The organism is Moraxella sp. CTOTU46711, assembly GCF_031975715.1.
Taxonomy (GTDB): Bacteria; Pseudomonadota; Gammaproteobacteria; order Pseudomonadales; family Moraxellaceae; genus Faucicola.
The window spans coordinates 88,767-108,627 of sequence record NZ_DALYMP010000003.1; the positions used below are offsets into that span (position 1 = coordinate 88,767).

Annotated in this window: 9 protein-coding genes; 2 read left to right on the forward strand and 7 right to left on the reverse strand. The window is 43.0% G+C overall.

Annotated features, from left to right (window positions below; translation table 11 throughout):
* Entirely contained in the window at positions 1-783 is a 783-nt protein-coding gene (locus RTJ53_RS06115) for an SIMPL domain-containing protein (RefSeq protein ID WP_312276284.1), read from the forward strand.
* Positions 784-1,140: 357 nt separating this feature from the next.
* On the opposite strand, the gene metH is transcribed toward RTJ53_RS06115, so the two are convergent.
* From metH to RTJ53_RS06150, 7 genes are all read right to left on the reverse strand, one after another.
* On the reverse strand, positions 1,141-4,908 hold the full coding sequence (metH, locus tag RTJ53_RS06120; RefSeq protein WP_312276285.1) for a methionine synthase: 3,768 nt from the start codon (positions 4,906-4,908) through the stop codon (positions 1,141-1,143).
* 224 nt (positions 4,909-5,132) lie between these two features.
* Positions 5,133-6,767 carry an inorganic phosphate transporter gene (locus RTJ53_RS06125; RefSeq protein ID WP_409418145.1) on the reverse strand — a complete coding sequence of 545 codons (1,635 nt, stop codon included), beginning with the start codon at positions 6,765-6,767 and terminating at the stop codon, positions 5,133-5,135.
* Positions 6,768-7,144: 377 nt separating this feature from the next.
* On the reverse strand, positions 7,145-8,020 hold the full coding sequence (locus RTJ53_RS06130) for a hypothetical protein (RefSeq protein ID WP_312276287.1): 876 nt from the start codon (positions 8,018-8,020) through the stop codon (positions 7,145-7,147).
* Positions 8,017-13,236, reverse strand: a complete 5,220-nt coding sequence (locus RTJ53_RS06135; RefSeq protein ID WP_312276288.1) for a hypothetical protein — start codon at positions 13,234-13,236, stop codon at positions 8,017-8,019. The genes RTJ53_RS06130 and RTJ53_RS06135 overlap by 4 nt, the downstream gene beginning before the upstream one ends.
* Positions 13,237-13,448: 212 nt before the next feature.
* Positions 13,449-15,524 carry a beta strand repeat-containing protein gene (locus RTJ53_RS06140; RefSeq protein ID WP_312276289.1) on the reverse strand — a complete coding sequence of 692 codons (2,076 nt, stop codon included), beginning with the start codon at positions 15,522-15,524 and terminating at the stop codon, positions 13,449-13,451.
* A gap of 104 nt (positions 15,525-15,628) precedes the next feature.
* Positions 15,629-16,102 carry a hypothetical protein gene (locus RTJ53_RS06145; RefSeq protein ID WP_312276290.1) on the reverse strand — a complete coding sequence of 158 codons (474 nt, stop codon included), beginning with the start codon at positions 16,100-16,102 and terminating at the stop codon, positions 15,629-15,631.
* Between the two features lie 578 nt (positions 16,103-16,680).
* On the reverse strand, positions 16,681-18,273 hold the full coding sequence (locus tag RTJ53_RS06150) for a hypothetical protein (RefSeq protein WP_312276291.1): 1,593 nt from the start codon (positions 18,271-18,273) through the stop codon (positions 16,681-16,683).
* Between the two features lie 550 nt (positions 18,274-18,823).
* Between RTJ53_RS06150 and ppk2 the strand changes: the two genes are divergently transcribed.
* Positions 18,824-19,837 (forward strand): polyphosphate kinase 2, encoded by a 1,014-nt coding sequence (ppk2, locus tag RTJ53_RS06155; protein WP_409418140.1) that lies wholly within the window; start codon positions 18,824-18,826, stop codon positions 19,835-19,837.
* Positions 19,838-19,861 lie beyond the last annotated feature (24 nt).

Genomic DNA, 19,861 nt, shown 5'->3' on the forward strand with positions numbered 1-19,861 from the left:
ATGAGTAATTTACCTACGCCACCGCTACAAACCGATAATAAAAACTCATTACCCTTGATTATCTTTGGCATTATCTTGGCACTCGGTCTCATCGCCGCGGCATTTGTACTCGGCACGCAGTTTAAGAATCTAAAACAGTCTGGTACAATCACTGTCAAAGGCTTGGCGGAAGCCCCTTACAAAGCCAATCTTGCCCAAATCCAAATGGGTGTCAGCGCTTGGGGGCAAGACTATGCAGGTGCATTAGCCAATGGTAAAAATGACTTTAAAGCGCTGCAGCAATTTGTGGCAAGTAAAGGCTTTAGCGTATCTAGTCAAAATGTCACGCCCATAAGCGTTGAGCCGTATAATGAGGACTATGTGGATGAGCAGGGACAAACCCGCACCCGTCAAAATGGCTATAAAGCCACCCAAACGCTGTCAATTAGCAGTCAAGAACTCAATAAAATCACCAATATGCTCGCTCAAGTGCAAAATTATCGTATCAGCCATGAATCCGTGACGTTTGAAAAGCCGCAATATCTGCTCAATGACCTTGAGAAAATCAAGCATGATTTGATTGCCAAAGCCACCGATGATGCCAACAAACGCGCCGAAGAATTTGCCAAAACCGGTCATGCCAAAGTGGGGGTGATGCGCTCAGCATCGCAAGGGTCATTTAATATTTTGGATGCGCATAACCCTGATACCGATGATTCGGATTATGGTGGGACGTATGATAAAGATGGCGTGGATAAATTGGTGCGGCTCGTTGTCACCATTGATTATGCGATTGAGCAATAATTATAGCGTGTATGAAGGCAGTTTTTATGAATAGCTTTGCTAAAATTATGGCATGAGGGTGTTTAATACTTTATCATCCGCCAGTTTCGCGCATGACAATGCTAACCAAAAAGAGCGTTGTTATTTGTTTTACGATAATAAATTGAAAATCACGCAAAGTTGGATTGTTCATACAGGTGGCGGTGCAAGGGTCACTTATACCACAATGATTTTGGGTAAAAACACACAGCCTAATGCCAACAATATGTTTTGGTGTGACAAGAGTAAAGATAACAAATGAGATATTTGCACTGATTAACACCAAGCGATAAAAAAACGACAACCCTACATTGTCGTTTTTTTAACTTTAACTTTAAATTACAAATTCGGATTTAGCCACTTTTCTGCTGTAGCTTTATCCCAACCCTTACGTCTAGCATAATCTTCAAGCTGGTCTTGACTAATTTTACCCACATTAAAATAATCACTCTCTGGGTGGCTATAATAAAACCCACTCACGCTAGAGGCAGGGTACATCGCATAGCTTTCCGTCAAATACGTCCCAATAGCGTTGGTGGTATCAAGCCAGTCGAACAGCTTGCCTTTTTCGGTATGGTCAGGGCAGGCAGGATAACCCGGTGCAGGGCGAATACCCACGTATTTTTCTTTAATTAGCTCTTCATTGGTCAAGTGCTCGGCGGCTTGGTAACCCCAATACTGTTTACGAATCAACTCATGCAAATGCTCAGCAAATGCCTCAGCAAAACGGTCGCAAAGCGCCTGTACCATAATGGCACTATAATCATCGCCTTTGGCTTTATAGTCATTGGCAAGTGCTTCTGCGCCAAACAATGACACGGTAAAACCACCGAGATAATCGGTTTTTTCAGGACTGATAAAATCCGCTAGGCTGTAATTAGGTTTACCACTGGCTTTATCAGATTGCTGGCGTAGATGCTCAAAGGTATGCGTGACATTGCCTTGCTCATCGATTACCTGCACCGTGTCTGAGCTTGGGCGTTGGGCAGGGCTTAGTCTAAACACCGCTTTAGCTGTGACCAATTTTTCCTTGATTAATTTGTCAATCATGGCTTGGGCATTGGCAAATAAGTCTTTGGCTTCCTCCCCGACGATGTTATCGTCAAAGATTTTGGGATATTTGCCGACCAATCCCCAAGAGATAAAGAAAGGCGTCCAGTCGATATAAGGCAATAAATTTTGTAACGGATAATCGTCCAGAATGACTTGTCCTAATTGGTTGGGCTTAGGCGGCGTGTAGTTTGCCCAGTCGTATTGGAAACCTTGTTCAATCGATTCCGCATATGACAGCTTCGCCGCTTTAGGTTGGCGATTGGCAAGACGTTCACGGACTTCGCCATACTCTTGACGCAGCTCACTGATAAAATCGACGCGTTTTTCTTTGGATAGTAAAGTCGTCGCTACGCCCACTGCGCGGCTAGCATCCGCTACATAGACAACCGCATCATTTTGATAGTTGGGCTCGATTTTTACCGCGGTATGGGCTTTTGAAGTCGTCGCACCCCCAATCAGTAGCGGCAGATTAAAGCCTTGCTCCTGCATTTGTTTGGCAACATACACCATTTCATCAAGGCTTGGGGTAATCAAGCCTGACAAGCCTATGATATCGACGTTTTCATCTTTGGCGACTTGTAGGATTTTTTCACAAGGCACCATCACACCCAAGTCGATGATGTCATAGCCATTACAGCCGAGCACCACGCCGACGATGTTTTTGCCGATGTCATGCACATCGCCTTTCACCGTTGCCATGAGCACTTTGCCTTTAGTTTCGCCTGCAACTTTTTCTTTTTCGATATACGGATTAAGCCATGCCACCGCTTGCTTCATCACACGGGCGGATTTTACCACTTGCGGTAAGAACATTTTGCCTGCCCCAAACAAGTCACCGACCACATTCATACCATCCATCAAGGGTCCTTCGATGACGTCTAAGGGGCGCGGGAATTTTAGCCGTGCTTCTTCGGTGTCTTCGTTGATATAAGTGGTTACCCCTTTGACTAGCGCGTGTTCAATGCGTTTTTCGACGGGCAATTCACGCCATGACAAATCGACGGTGCTGTCTTTTTTCTTACCGCTCAAATAGTTTTCTGCCACTTGCATCAAATGGTCGGTGGCATCTTGACCTGACTCGCCTTGGTTGCGGTTCAAAATCACATCTTCAATGGCATTTCTAGCGTCTGGCTCGATATCGTCATACAGCTCTAGCATGGCTGGGTTAACAATCCCCATGGTCATGCCGTTTTTGATAGCATGGTACAAGAACACGGCGTGAATGGCTTCACGAATGGGATTGCCACGAAATGAGAACGACACATTGGACACACCGCCTGATACCATGGCATTGGGTAAATTATCGGTAATCCATCGGGTGGCGTTGATAAAGTCTAAGCCGTAGTTGTTATGCTCTTCAATCCCCGTGGCGACGGCAAAAATATTGGGGTCAAAGATGATGTCTTCACTCGGAAAACCGATTTCATCAACCAAAATATCGTAGGAGCGTTTGCAGATTTGGATTTTACGCTCAAAGCTGTCCGCCTGTCCGTCTTCATCAAACGCCATGACGATAATCGCTGCCCCATAACGCTGACATAGTTTGGCTTTTTGCACAAACTCTGTCTTGCCTTCTTTTAACGAGATCGAATTGACCACAGATTTGCCTTGCGTGCATTTAAGACCCGCTTCGATGATGTCCCATTTTGACGAGTCAATCATCAGCGGTACACGGCTGATATCTGGCTCACTGGCAACCAAATTGACAAAGTGAATCATCGCCGCCTTGCTATCTAGCATGGCTTCATCCATGTTGATATCAACGACTTGGGCGCCGCCTTCGACTTGGTCACGAGCCACATCCAACGCTTCGGTGTATTCTTCGTTTTTGATGAGACGCAAAAATTTCTTTGAGCCTGTGACATTGGTACGTTCACCGACATTGACAAACAGACTATCACGGGTGATGTTGAATGCTTCGAGTCCCGACAATCGGCAAGCTGGCTTGTAGTCTGGCAGTTGGCGTGGGGCAAAGGGTGACGTCATCTCGACAATTTTGGCGATATGTTTGGGCGTGGTACCACAGCAGCCGCCCACGATATTGACCAAGCCAGATTTGGCATAGTCGGCAACCATGGTGGCAGTTTGCTCAGGCGTTTCGTCATATTCGCCAAACTCGTTGGGCAAGCCTGCATTGGGGTGAGCGGAGACAAAAGTTTCGCACACATCCGACAAGGTTTTGATATGCGGCTTTAACGCATCTGCGCCCAGCGCACAGTTAAACCCAATCGAAATCGGCTTGGCGTGGCGGATTGAGTTATAAAACGCCTCGGCAGTTTGCCCCGACAGCGTACGTCCCGACGCATCGGTAATGGTGCCCGAAATCATAATCGGCAATTCAAACCCAATGGTCTCGAACACGCCCGTCACCGCAAAAATCGCTGCTTTGGCGTTTAGGGTATCAAACACGGTTTCTATCAAGATGATATCTGCACCGCCTTCAATCAAAGCGTAAGTCGCCTCAGTGTAGTTATCAACGAGTTCATCAAAGGTGACGTTACGAAACGCTGGGTCATTGACATCGGGTGAAATCGAGCAAGTGCGTGAGGTGGGACCAATCACGCCTGCGACAAACCGAGGTTTGTCTGGGTTTGTCGCAGTGACTTCATCACACACTTGACGGGCAAGGGCGGCGGCGGATTTGTTAATCTCATAGACGAGATTTTCCATGCCGTAGTCCGCCATCGAAATTTGCGTGCCATTAAAACTGTTGGTTTCAATGATATCTGCGCCTGCCTCGAGATACGAGCGGTGAATATCACGGATAATATGCGGCTGGGTTAGTACCAATAAGTCATTGTTGCCTTTGACATCACGTCCAAAGCCTGCAAATCGCTCACCACGGTAGTCCGTTTCTTCTAGTTTATAGTTTTGGATTTCTGTCCCCATCGCGCCGTCAAGGAACAAAATCCGCTGCTTTAACAGGTCAGCTAAACGGACTTTGTTGGTCGCTTGTATGGCTTTGAACGGAAAATTGGCAGGGGGTGTGAGTTGAAAATTGGCTGGGTCGAGGGGTTTGTGACTGGTAGGTGCGTTACTGGTGCTGATACTCATGCTAATACTCGCAATAAGACTTGTCTTAATTCAAATGTCATCAATCTTTTTAATCGAGCAATTATAGCATTTTGTGGGCGGGCAATCGTGAGATTTGTGGCATATTGAATGCCCAGTTCACCAAAATCAAAGCTGACAAAAATCAAACGGAGCACATAACTCAGCACCAATAAAAAAAGGCATACACGCGGCATACCTTTTTTAGCACAGTTAAGCTAGTTTGATTAGGCAAATAGGGTGCTAAATAACCAAAATAACCCACCGGCTAGGATAATCGCGGCAGGCAAGGTCAGTACCCATGCCATTAGCAAGTTAATCACTGTGGATTTTTGCAGTCCTGCTTTGTTGGCAACCATAGTACCTGCCACCCCTGATGATAATACATGTGTGGTAGATACAGGTAAACCAAACATATCTGCCGCCCCAATCGTGGACATTGCCACCAATTCTGCAGAAGCACCTTGTCCGTAGTTAAGGTGAGTTTTACCGATTTTTTCACCGACGGTGATGACGATACGCTTCCAACCCACCATAGTGCCCAAACCCAGTGCCAATGCTACCATGACTTTTACCCAGGTTGGGATGAACTTGGTGGCTTTATCGATGTTGTTTTTAAAACCTTCAACGTCTTTTTTAACTTTACCTTCTAGTAGTGTAGGTTCTTTTTTCTCAATATTCTTAATGGCTTCGGAAGTAAGATACATGTCATTACGGATATTACCCACCACGCTGCTGTTCCAGCGTTTTATGTCGGGCTCAGATTGGGCTTGTCGTCCAATACTTTGAATGGTATTTGCCAGTGCCGGTACAACTTGGTCATTCATTTTTTTGTCTTGCACATAGGTTGTCAGAATGTTACGGGCATTTGCGTCTGTCACCCCATTATTTGACTTGCTCATTTGGTTGAGTTCTTGGGCGGTGACTTGGGCTAATGCGCCAAATTGGGCACTTTCTTCTTTAGAAATGGCATGATTAAGCCCATAAGTCATGGGAACTACACCGACCAAAATTAACATGATTAAACCCATGCCTTTTTGTCCATCGTTTGAACCATGGAAAAATGACACACCGGTACAAGTTAAAATCAATAAGCCACGAATCCATAAAGGTGGCGGTGTTTGATCCTTGGGGGCTTCAAACAGCTCGGGACGGCTAGATAATACTTTTTTAGCAATCCAAAATAACAAGGCGGCTAATACAAACCCAAAAATCGGCGAAATCAATAAAGATAACCCAATTTTTTCAACTTGCGACCAATCCACGCCTGCTGTTGCATCACGGCCATGTAGCAGTGCGTTGGTGATACCAACGCCCACAATCGAGCCCACCAAGGTATGCGATGACGAAGCGGGTAAACCAAAGAACCACGTGCCTAAATTCCAAATAATTGCCGCAAGTAATAAGGCAAAAATCATCGCAAAGCCATTGGCTGAACCGACTTGTAAAATCAGCTCAACCGGCAGTAAGGCAATAATACCAAAGGCAACCAAACCCGTTGACATTAACACCCCTAAAAAGTTAAAAAATCCTGACCAAATCACAGCGATTGGGGCAGGTAAAGAGTGGGTATAAATCACGGTAGCGACCGCATTGGCGGTATCATGAAAGCCATTGACAAACTCAAATGCCAATGCAATCAGTAGCGCCAGCCCTAAAAGCAAATAAGGCAACAAGGTAGTGGGTGCACCTATGGTCGAGTTGATATCATGATTTAGACTATAAATCATATAAACAAACCCAGCTAACAACGTACCAATAAATACAATGGCGGTGAGTTTATTGGGTTTATGATCAAGTTTGGGGCGACCTGCGGCATGAGAAACTTCGGTATTTATCTCAAGTGCTGCATCAGATGACATCATAAGCGTAGACCTTTAGCATCTATACTGTAAAGAAAATGCAAGAAAAGAAAATGAAAGAAAAGAAAATGATTTACAGTTAAATAAAATATATATTGAAAAATCGCGTGGTAGGGGTTAGAAACAATAAATAACTCAAAGTTTAAAAGACAATAGTAATAGTTTAATAAATATTTCGAAAATTATTGATGCCTGCTAAAAGAATCTGGCGCTCAGCAGGCTTATCTGGTGCAGGTGTCATTTTACTACAATAGATATAGATTTGAAATGATGTGCGTCAGGCGTGCTCTACCAAAATCACTTGACGAGCACTGGCAGCAATAGCTGATTTAGCTAAGCCAAATCGTATAATGGCAGGTTTGAACGCGGTGTTGAGTTCAATGAGTGGATACAACAATAGGTGGTAGAGGTTGCGAGCTGGGCTCAGCCATGCCAACTTTGGGTGGCTCGATATAAGGTAACACAGCGCCACGGCAAATTTCTTTACTATTTTTAGTCGCGGCAAGCGGCTTTAAGCGCGCCAAATACTGGGTTTTTAACGCATTAAAGCTTTGTTTATCCACGCCCGACGTATTTAAGGCGGTTAATTCAGCCGTAGCAACCCAGCGGTCAACAGTGTTATAGTGCTCGCGAGAGTGGCGCCAACCAAACTCACAAAATTCTGCTTCTGCCCAAATGAGTTTGACTTCACTATCGGCTACCGTTTTGACGAGCGGGGTGAATGCAGGCGTTTGTTTAATGGTCAACAGACTTGCCCAAAGATCGGGACGCTGTAAGCCTGATGTGGGCGGAATGTCTGCTGTCAAAGGCAACTTGTCAACTTGGTTGGTTTTTAACGCCTCAATAATACTTAATGCTTCAGCCAACGCATAATGACTTGCTTTGGTGAGACTGGCTTCATTTCTTTCATGTCCCACATAGCTTAGCCACGCATCGGCTTTATAAGCTTGAAAGCGAGTATTGATTGGCTGGTGCTCAGCTTGATAGGGCTGTAGCTGCTCACGAATACAAAAAACATCTGCGACAAAGGCTTTATTTTGGGTGCCTTTAGCTATAACAGGTGCAACGGCTTTTGTATCAGTTGAACAATAAGCCCCTGATTTATATTGGATAGGCACTGCTTGACTGGCTAGTTCAGCATGAGCAGAACTTGCCATAATCCCTACCATGATAGCGACAGAGCAAATGGATAACGATGGATGGGCGAATAAAGACACAGCCGAGACACAAGCCTGAATTGGGTTTAATTTCATTTTTTAGCAACCTCATCATCTGCCATCATACGGCTATTGACGGTAGGGCGTTTTTTGTTAAATAAATCTTCGTCAAATTTATAACGTAAGCGGACATACGCGCCTTGTTGGTTGTCGCTGCCACTGGCGATATCATCGTCATGATAGCCTTTGAAATTGTAACCTGCAGAAACCCACAGATTCGCCATGGGTGTATAACCCACCTCGGCGCCGATTAAATAATTACGTGAGTCATTATCGCTCCACATGGTACCCGCTTGGATACCCGCATCCCAACGTTCGTTGATGTCATACATAGCGCGAGCGGATAATACTTGAGAGGTGCTATCACTGGTGATGCCATCCATCGTCAATTCATTGTATTTACCCGCGTAATGACCCGATAAAGTCAAGCGGCGTACAGGATGATAATTGCTATGTAAAGAAGCAATATAGGTTTCTTTTTTGTAAGGGCTATCTGCATCTAGACCGTTATTGTCATAGCGATATTCAATTTTTGCTAGATGGTCGCTGATGTTGTTATCGTAGTCACGATAAGCCACACCCAACTGAAACCGATCAATGGTGCGATCTTTATTGTGCTCATTATCTTGTTGCAGCGAATAGATATTTTTGGCTAGCAAGGTGACATCATCATTGATTTTGTTGGCATAACCAAAACTAGTCAACAAGGTGTCGGTTTGTACGCCCCAACGTTTTTCAACACGCCCACTCACTTTATATTTGTCACTGGCTAAGTAGTCAATACCTACCGTTGCTGCTGTTGCTGTGTTGTCGCTCTCACCTTGCATAGATTCAAGGTGTTCAAATGACGTATTGACGTAGACGCCATCTTGCACTTTCCATTTATTGCGTAAGCCAATCGCCGCTTCGGATTCGCGTGATGATATGCCATCTTTGACACGGTATTCGCTAAAGACTTGACCGTCTTTCATGTAGTTGGCATCTACCCCGATGATGGTTGATTGGTGTTCATCTGTACTATCTAGACCATAATCACCGATTAAGGTTGAAGCCAATTCGTGACGCGCATATAGGCGACCTTTATTCCATAGGCTCGTTTCACCACCAACACTCCACGCATTACGGCTAGCATCATCAATATCCTGCTCATATTCGACAAACACTTTTGATTTATTCAGTCTTGGTAAATCCGCAGTCAATTTACCACGAAGCGTCGTACCTTGATAATTGCTGTTATTGTTAGTCACGCTTGAAGTCAATGATTGATTAAGGTCATCGGTATTGACCACTTCTTGATAATTGGTGGAAGCCGCTTTGGCATCTTTTTCGTAGTAACGTATGCCTAACTCACCTGTTAAGATGTTGCTGAGTTTACGCTCAATACTGACCGTCGCACCTTGACGTTGGCTGTCATTGGTGTGGTCTTTGGTTTGAATGGCTTCAGCTTTTAGCAAGGTTTTATCATTAATACGGCTATTGACCGTCAAGCCAGCCTCAGTACGCCCAGCAGTAATGGGTGAAGTTGCAGGCGTAAAGCCTTCATCGGCTTGGTTGTAATACAATTTGGCATCACGCGCTTTGTCTTTATAAGTCAATTCAACGCGCGCCGCATCACCGGATGTCTCTGAATTTAAGCTTTGAACATTAATGGCTGATGCAAGTGAGTCATTGATTTTATCCGAATCATAATGGGCAACCTCAGCGATAAGTTTTAATTTATCGTTAAATTTAACAACGCTATTCACCCCTGAGAGTTTTTCGTTATTGGTGGGGTCGTCACTTTGGGCATAGCTTGCGCCAATATTCACTCGTTTGGTGAGCTGATAGTTACCAGCGGTACCCACAATGGTATAGTCTTCACCAACATCATCCGTTTCAACGGTCACGCGCAAATAAATGGGGTTGCCATCAATATCCGTGCTAGCAATCGGTGCGCGTAAATAAATAGCACGGCTAACACTATCAAAATCGTAGTCACTATAACGGTTGAGCGCTTGACGAGAGATAATTGTCCCTGGATTGTTGCGGTCGCGAACCAGTACTTCAACCGTTTCACTGTTGAGTAGGATGTCCGCAAAATCTTTAACGCCAGTCGGATAGGGACCTGAGATACCCAAACCACGAGTTTCTGTGACATGTTGGCTTGAGCTCGTTTGTGCCGCAAAGGCAGTGACTTTGGCTTTATCGGATTCGTAGTGTGCTTTTGCACCTGTTAGGGTACGGTCATATTGACCCAATGATAAGCCTTCTTCGTTGTCGATATGGGTTTTGATATCGCCATACATCACGAATGAGCGCTCTTTGTCTAAGCGTACGTAGAATTTTTCGCTAGACTGGGCATCGAAACCTTTGGCAGAGGCATCACCATACACAGGATAGTATTGATCGGGGTCAATATCACGAAATAGACGATCTTTTTTGTCTTTATCGGAATCATACGCCATGGTCAATAGCATATTGCCGCGTACTTTACCTTTTAAGAAAAATGCGGCACGACCCTGTGTGCTGGTGTTATCGCTATCATTGCCTGATAGACTGCGTAATTCTTGTTCAAAACCGTCATTGTTGCTGACGGATTCAATTTTTGAGCCAAGGTTGTTAAAGGAAATCGCCCCTTCAACAATACCTGCCGCAATCATCGGGCGAAGTTGTGGCACGAATTGGATAGGGATAATTTTTTGTAAGTTACCGGCTTTGACCATCAAGTTGCCTTTGCCTGGATTGGTGGGAGCACGCACACTCACTAGCAATTCACCACCTTCAGCCATCATTTGAATGCCAGCTTGGTCTTTACTGTGATCTGGCTGATGACTGATAATAGTACCGATATCAGTATCAAGCGACATGGTGGCAGAACCAGCATATTGACCATGATCACTATCATTCAGGCGAATTACCACTTGATATTCACTAATACCATCCGCTTCTACGGTGTTTGATTGATTAACCGTAGAGATATCTGCAATTTGGTCAGGCGCGTGCACGATGATAGATTTACTAGAAACAACTTTGCCTGTGCTGTCAGTAGAGCGGATAGCCAGTGTATTGTTGCCACGTTGTAATGGTACTGCAAAATAATCAAACCCTGAGATGCCTTCTTTATCCCAAGCGACCTCTTTACCCATCAAGCTTGCATCAACAGGGTGGTTGTTAACCAATAATTGCGTGCTTGCGCCTTTGGGTGCTTTAATTTGAACACGGATTTTTGTACTATCGACACGTTGGTTATTGGTCAAATTTAAGAAATCTGCATCAGCGGTCACGCCTTCAATACGCTTGTCATCGCCTGTAGACAAGGCTTTTTCAATCTCAGGCGCTTTGACAGGGGCAATCGGATGAACTTCAAGCTGACCAGTTTTTTTGGTAGATACAGTATTATCAGAAATTACCGATTCACAATTAATTTGAGCATCAGCGATATTGGGATTTTTACACCCAGAGGCTTCAATATTGGTGTCGTTATCAACCGTGTAAGTAGGCTCTAAAGCCAGATCTGTTTTGATGGCTTGCTCTAACGCATCGTTTTTAATCGCAATTTGTTTGGCGCGTTTTTGCAAATCGCTAATTAATGCAGCATGACTTTGGTTATCATTGCTGTCAATCCCATCGGTTATCGCAAAATCAGCACGATGCAATTCACCAAATTTTAAGTCAACAAAACGGCTCCCTGGATCGCCTGCATTACGATTGCTTTGTTCGATAAGTTCCACACCGCGCGGTAGCGTGGTACGGTCAAGTTTGATAACGTGGGTTTTGGCTTTCATGCCATACACACTGTATTTACCTTCACTATCTGTGACGACAAAGGTACCATCTTCTAGATACAGACGAACACCTGCAACGCCCAGTTCATTTTGCGCTTTTTGTTGAATGCCATCTCGGTTTAGGTCAGCATAGACTTTACCAATGATAATGCCATCGGTATTTAATACTCCAGCTGTTACGTCAATATGCGCTTCACCTAAGGGCGATTGAACGACACTGCCTGTGAGCGAGTTTTTACCTTCTGCAAATGCGATGTTGGTGCCTGTGCCTGATGCAGCATTAGACCCCAAAGCAACACGATAGGTGACTTTTTTGGTTTCATTGGCTTTTAGGCTGTTTAAACCCAATGTCATATACTTGCCAGACTGGGCAAAATCTTGGGTGTATTTTTGACCATCTACTCTGACCGAGTTTTTGACATAAGTAAAGCCTAAGGGTAAATCGTCTTTGACCACCACGTCTACCGCATCGGTTTTACCCACGTTTTTGACATTGATGGTGTAATCAACAAAATCACCAATTTCAGCAGATTTGACATTCGCTTCTTTACTAATGCTTAACGCGGTTTGATCGTTATTAACATTGATTGATGTTAAGATTTTGTCTGAAATCACCCCAGTCGTGCTACCGTCGGCACTTTCGCACCTATCGGCTTGGGCTGTTAAAGTATCACCATCCAATGTCTGAATGACGGCATCGGCAATGGCATTGGCATTGAGCTCGGTAGGGGCTGAGATACGGTATTTACCTGTATTGACGCCCGTTTCAACGGCTTTTAGACGAATGGTATCGCCTGTTTTGCTGGAAGTAACATTGAGCCATACATTGTCAACCTGTGTTGGATTGGCATTACAGTAGGCAAGACCGACTTCAATATAGACAGGCTGTCCAGCAGAGGTTTGACTCAGATTATTTTGGTAAGTTGGGTCTTTATATACAATGCTTGGCACGATAGCCACTAAGCTATCCGTTGCGCTAGCTTGTACTGTGTTATCTTCTTGCACTACCGCGGTGACGGGTACATCGACTGTGTCGCCATCTTTAAGCTCGGTACTGGACAAGGCTTTGACAATCAGATGAATTTGCTCACCTGCCGCGATACTTATCGTAGGCTGCAGCTCGGTCTCATTGCTATCAATAATGCCATTGTTATTGGCATCAACATACACTTGAAAATTTGATAAGGTTTTTGGAATAGTAAAGTTGACGGCAACGGTCTCATCAGATGCGCCCGTATTTTCAAGGGTATTTTGCCATTGCACTTTATTCCCTGGTTTGATCGTGATTTTAAGGGGTTGGGTAAGCTTGATATCGTAACGAGGCAGAGTAAAAGATTGAACGATGGTGGTATTTGATTCGATTACGTTATTAATATCAGCGTTATCATATACTCTATAAGTAGCATTGGCAGTATTATTGATTTCGATAACACCGTGACCAATCGCAGCATGTGCTAAATTTACTTGAATAAGTAACAAACTTGTCATTAGTAAGGTAGGTTTACTTAGACAAGTTTTTCTTGCACTAGGTAACTGGTCAATACTAGCTAGCTTCGGCATATGATGACAAAAAAGTGTCATATCAGCGTTTCTCACTTATACAAATAAATAATCAACTAACTTTAATTGAGGGGAAGTCTAGAGAAATCGCCACCTTGCTAGACTTCCACCTCATATCACAATAATTAGTATTGCACTGATTATTTTGAAGTTTTAATTTTAACTATAAAACGTAAAAACACTGAACTTGGATTGGCTGTATCAGTTGTTTTCGGTATAGACATCAACGAAGAAACTACTGAACCAGTATCTGTGCCCGAAGCATCTTGAGTTGGCGTTGTTACTAAGCCATTTGCAGAATCGCGCGCAGTACCCGCAACATAGTTCGCTGCTTTAGACCATTTATCAGCAGTATCCGTAATTTGTACACCAGTAAGGTCTTTTGTGGTAAATCCATTTAATGCTTCAATACGATAAATAATGCATTGACCAGGTCTGACATCGTTAATGTCCGCTTTCGAATAAGTTTGGTTTGCATCAGGATTGCCGTCACAGTTAGCATCAATGACTTGAGTTTTATTTAAAGTCATAGATTGAACATTGAAAGTATCAGTTACCGTCACAGCAGCTGGTGCACCAGTACCACTTGGTGTTAATGTAAGCGCGGTTTTTTCAGTTTTGGTAACAACTGCACCATTAGATGTAGTATTGTTACTACTAGCTTCTGTATAACTTACCGTTGCTGTACCACCCGTTGGGATACCAGTTGCTAAAACATCGCTAACATTAATAGGATTAGTAAGCTGAGTATAAGTTTTGGTGGCTACTTGGGAGCCATTCTTATCAAAAATAGTAACAGTTACAGGGCCAGTAGGTTGTATATTATTGCCAGTAGTTGCATCAGTGATGGCAATCTGTAATGGATTGGTGGTAGAGCCTTCAGCTTGGTTACCAGTATTGGTAATTGTATGCTTAATAGTTTGGGTTGATGTTGGTGCAATTTCAAAACTGCCATCGGCTGCAGTAACACCAGAGCTAGGTGTACCAGCTGAAATGGTTACATTACGGTTAGTAAACACAACGGTAGAATTTTGGTCGCCACCTGGTTGAGCTGGATCAGTACCATCATCTGTGGTGGTGGTCTTAGTACTGGTGTTAGGTACACTAGAGTCTGTACTATCACGAATTTGCGGATTTGCTGTATCTGGGGTAGATGTGTCGTAATTGTCATATACCTCTGCATTATTAACCACTGAGCCAGCTGCAGCTAATGCTGCTTTGTCAGTTACTTTAACAGTAAAGGTAATGGTTGCAGTTTGACCACGGTTGAGATTAACTCCGCTTACCACAAGTTTAGAAGCAGTAGAGCCTGACGTGCTGCCATTATTGGCTGCGCCAGTTACTGTAATTGCTTGAGTGGTATCCAATGCAAGACCTGCGGGAATAGTATCTTGGATTAAAATATTGGTTGCATCAGCGCTATAAGTAAGTTTGTCAGTATTGGTGACTTTAATTGTGTATTGAAATGACGTTGTGGTATTCAAATCAATCGTTGAAGAAGCCGATTTGACAATACTAAAAATAGGCGTTGATACAATCGCCTGGTTTTCGTTGATAAGATTGGCTTTGGTTGAATCAACTTTTGTAAGATAAGAACTGGTAGCGCTCAATGTTGAAAGAATTGAATCATTCGCAAGTGGTGTGGTACTGCTAGTCTGTACTTTCAAAGCGTAGCTTAGATCCGCAGTATATTGTCCTGGCAGTGTGATGGTTTGACCTGGATTAATTGTGGTAGTAGCACCTACCTGATTACCATTTGTATCTCTAATAATTACTGTAATAGGTCCTGCTAGATTGCCAAACGTACCATCTTTTTTAGCACCGATGATATTGGAATTAACATCTTTTAGGTCAATGGTATAAGTATCGGTGACATTACCCGCATTTCTTAAGGTATTGGTAAAGGTAACACTGCTATTAGGCAATGCTAAAATCCCTTCGTTCTTGTCATCTGTTGGACTTGTACCTAGCGTAGCGACTAAGGTGAAACTACCAATTTCATTCACGTTAACAACAACAGCATTTGAAGTGACCGTAGGCTGAGCAACGCCATCCACACTGTAACTTGCAGTCGCAGTATTGTTAATTTGAATACCACCAGTTGGTGAGGCAGAACCTGAAGATGTGCTTGCTGATACACCATTAGCAATACCAAAACCCAGAGCTAACGCTACGCCAGCTGTCAGTACATTAGGGTTAAAATTGAATTTTTTCATTCATAACTCCGAAAATAGGAAAAAAATAAGACTTGGGAAAACACCCTATTAAAATAAGACGTTATAGGTAACAGCAAAACATTAAAAATAAAAAAATTACCCAGTTATTGAACTTTTGCATTCAAACTAACAGTGGTACTCTGCTGAGCAGGTAAGGTTTTAACAATCCAGCGTACCGCACGATACTGTGATGTGGGTACTTCAACCATTTTGCCATTGACCTTACGCATGATTGGCAAATGCTCAAATTTTTTGCCATCTAAACTGGCTTGTGTAGGCGCAGGGGAGCTTGAGCTGACATAGACCATGTTCGCTGGGACAGGAAGGGTCAAAGCTAGATCCGTCATGGGTTTTTGGATGTTATTACGGTAAATCGCTTGATATTGGATGACATCGCCACTGTTGGCTCGATTGACTGTTTTTAGCACTTGTTTGCCATTTTCTGTGACGATTTGTTTGGCTTGTAAATTGACCGATAATGCCTCTGCGGCATGGGCAATATTTGCCAAACTTAAGCTTAGAACAGTTGATAAGGCAAAGGTCTTTAAAAATTTTAAATTGTATAGATTGTGTTTCATTTAATTACCTCTTTGTTAACTTGTATCTATTATATCTTAGCGAATAATGCGACAAATAATTGAAATTCGTCAAACGTCCTAAAAAGTCGATAAGCTGTAAAATGCTGCAAATAGCCTAATCGTTTGAATTTTTAAAAAAGTTATATCGCTAAGGTTTGTATTGATTCTATCGTCAACAGGGATAGGGTGAGTTAGCACTAGATGAGAGTTGATTAAAAAAACAACAATTGTTAAGGCAGAAAAATAAGCCGTTGATTTATTTTATATTTGTTAATTTATTTCCCCTAATAATTTTATTTAATTTTATAAAATTATAGTTTAGGGTATAAATCAGCATTTTTATTAAGAATTTAACCATTTATCGGCTAACGTAACCATTAATCTAATCCATCCTATTGATAACTTTGTTAAGCGTATAAAAACTGAGGTTATGACGATTAAGGATGGGAAATACAGGTTTTGACTAAAAGGAGTAGCGAGTTAAATGTTGAACTATACCTCCATCCTAACCCTCGCTAAAAAATATCTGCACTAAAAAAGACTACGCTTTGGTGGTCTTTTTTAATCATAAATTAAGCTTAAGGCAAACTACTATCATACTTGGTATTAAAATACAGTGACATACTAGCACCTGCATTCAATGATTTAAGATTACTGACTACAGTACCAGTCTGCCCCAAGGCAGTGACTGCACCTGTCACCCCACTATTAAAATTAATATTAAAGTTAGCAGGCGTGGTATCTGTTGGCGCAACGAGGGTTGATGTGACTGTTGAGGTATTTACCCCTTTTTTGGGCAGCGCGTCTGTGATTCGCACATTGGTTAATGGTTTGGTCAAATTAGTGCGGTTATAAGCGGTGATTCTGTACGCCACGCACTTACGCGCATCAATACCTGACTGAGTGACAGCGTTATAAGTCAAGCCTAACATATCGGTATTGGTGATATTACAATCATTGGTAGCTTGCTCTTTGACCAATACTAAGCCTGCGTTATTTTGGCTGACTTCACCAAAGTTGAGATTGGGATAGTTAGAGGTCGTGGCGATATAGTTTACATTGAGCTGGTTGTTGGTGGTATCCACAGGGTATGTTGTTAAGTTACCACCTGGTTCTTGTTCAATCAGACAGACATTGGTCGCACCTGCCATTTCAGTTTGGGTCGCAGTGATGCTATATTTACCGATATCCGCCCCTGAAGTAGTGACATTGGCGGTTTTAATAACGGTTGGTGTGGCTGTATTACAGTTTTTGGCAAGGTTAATGGTTAGTCCTGCTTGAGAAATTCCTGTTTCACCTGCGGTTGGATCATACACACCATTAAAGTATTGAGTATTGGTACCAGTGAGTTGACGTTCTGTTAAAGTTAAGCCACCGTTATCGTTAAATATGATGCCAGAGAAAATGTAAGCGGGCGTATTGGTAATGGTACAGGTAATATCGTCTCCATAGGTCAAATTCGGTAGATTAAAGCTAGTGGTTGAACCACTCGGCATGGTGGTCGCCGAAGATGAGCTAGCATTGGTACAGGCATAAGTGGTGCTATATTTGGCTAAGTCGCCTTTACCGTCCGTGTTGGCGATGGTTTCAGCGATTGTGTAGGTCGCGGTAGTGGACAGCCCTGAGGCGGTTGTACTGTTGCTGCTTAAGCTGCTACCCGTGCCTGTGGTCGTAAATCTACTAACAGACGTTGTGCCTGTGGTAGTGGCAATGGTAAATTGGTCGTTTGTTTCCACACGGTTGCCTGTTAGAACTTTTTTAGTTGTCAGTTTGGGCGGGGTAACGCAGAAATAAAAGTTTTTATAAGCTACTACATGGGTGCTATTTGTGCCTGGTGAATAGCTATTACCATGTGATACGCTAAATGGTGTATTTTGAGTTTGAGAACCCCAGTTAATATTAAAATCACAATTATCAGTAGTAGTAGTAGTATCATTACAATTTTGCCAAGCAATACCTTGAGCTTTTTGTCCATTATTAACTAATGAAATCTTACTAGTATTGATATTTGAGAAAGAGCCACCTGCGGTATCTAAGTTAAGGGTTTCAACATATCCTGACGTTTGGTTTGTGTCCAAATCCTGAACTACAAAACCAAACTTAGTCACTGGTCTATTAATTGCTGCCGATAAAGTATGATTAATATCTGCAGTTTGGCTCGTATGGCGCATATTGATAGCATTCGTGGATAGACCGGATATATTTCCATAAAATGGTGGGTTGCCATCTGGTGATAAATTTTTAACGTTGCTAAAAGTAAGCGTTAATATTATATTAATGCTGCCCTCAGTAAAACTAAATGTATTACTTGTATTCCCAGCCGTCCATGACAATGCCATACTGGTAGACCCAGAGGGAGCACTTGCCCCAACATAATACATTTTATCACCACTAGGACAAGTCGGAGCAGTAGCAGCAGCATAAGAAGTGCTGATATTTAATATTGAAAATATTACACCTATCAGCATCAGCCAATAGACTTTGGGCTTAGCATATTGCATAGAGTTATCCTAATGTAACAATTATTTAATTATCTTAAAAATAAGTAAGCATTGGTACAATTTTAACGACAATTAAATTGAAATAAAACCAAAAACAACAAACTTATGTCAGAACGTTGTTTTTTTCCGATAAGCCTATTTTTTTAACATCCTCTATCATCATACCTTCATAATTTTGTCATATTATCAGCATTTTTAATGCTCATTAGAGAGTCTCAATATGCCAAATAATCAGCCCACTGCTAATAGTAACCTTGTTATCAGCAATCATATTACCGATATGCTTGATGACTTACCGCAATCACATTTTTTAAATGATGAAACCCTCAAAAATAATGATAGACTGCGACAACAAATGCACGACGACTTGATTGACAGCTACGATGAAGAGATTGAGTCCGAAATGGACGACTACATCCAAGATTTACGATATGACGGTCAGCCGTTGACCGACAGCCAAAAAATCGCTCGTCATATTTATTTCAATGAATTGATTCGTCTGCAAAAAGAATTGATCAAATTGCAAGATTGGGTAGTGGCAACCGGTGAGCGCATCGTTGTCATTTTTGAAGGTCGCGACTCAGCAGGTAAAGGCGGCGCTATCAAACGTATCACCCAACGGCTCAATCCGCGCGTCTGCCGTGTAGCCGCACTGCCTGCACCTAATGACCGAGAAAAGACCCAATGGTATTTTCAGCGCTATGTCGCGCACCTGCCAGCCGCGGGCGAGATTGTGCTATTTGACCGCAGTTGGTACAACCGTGCTGGGGTTGAGCGAGTGATGGGATTTTGTACTGACGCGCAATACGAAGAGTTTTTTGAGTCAGTGCCAGAATTTGAGCGTATGTTGGTGCGCTCGGGGATTCGCTTAATCAAATATTGGTTTTCTATTTCAGATGACGAGCAAGAGTCACGCTTCATGAGCCGTATTTATGACCCGCTCAAACAGTGGAAACTCTCACCGATGGATTTAGAATCGCGTCGCCGCTGGGAAGATTATACCAAAGCCAAGGAAGTGATGTTTGAACGCACCCATATTCCAGAAGCCCGTTGGTGGGTAGTTGAGGGTGATGATAAGAAAAAAGCGCGGCTAAACTGCATCAACCACCTGCTCTCACAAATTCCCTACCAAGAAATACAACGGGATAATGTGGTATTGCCAGAACGCGAGCATCACGACAATTACCAACGTGAGCCAATCGGGGAAGATATGTATGTGCCCAACGTGTATTAATTTTTTAGTTTACTCGCAAAAAAA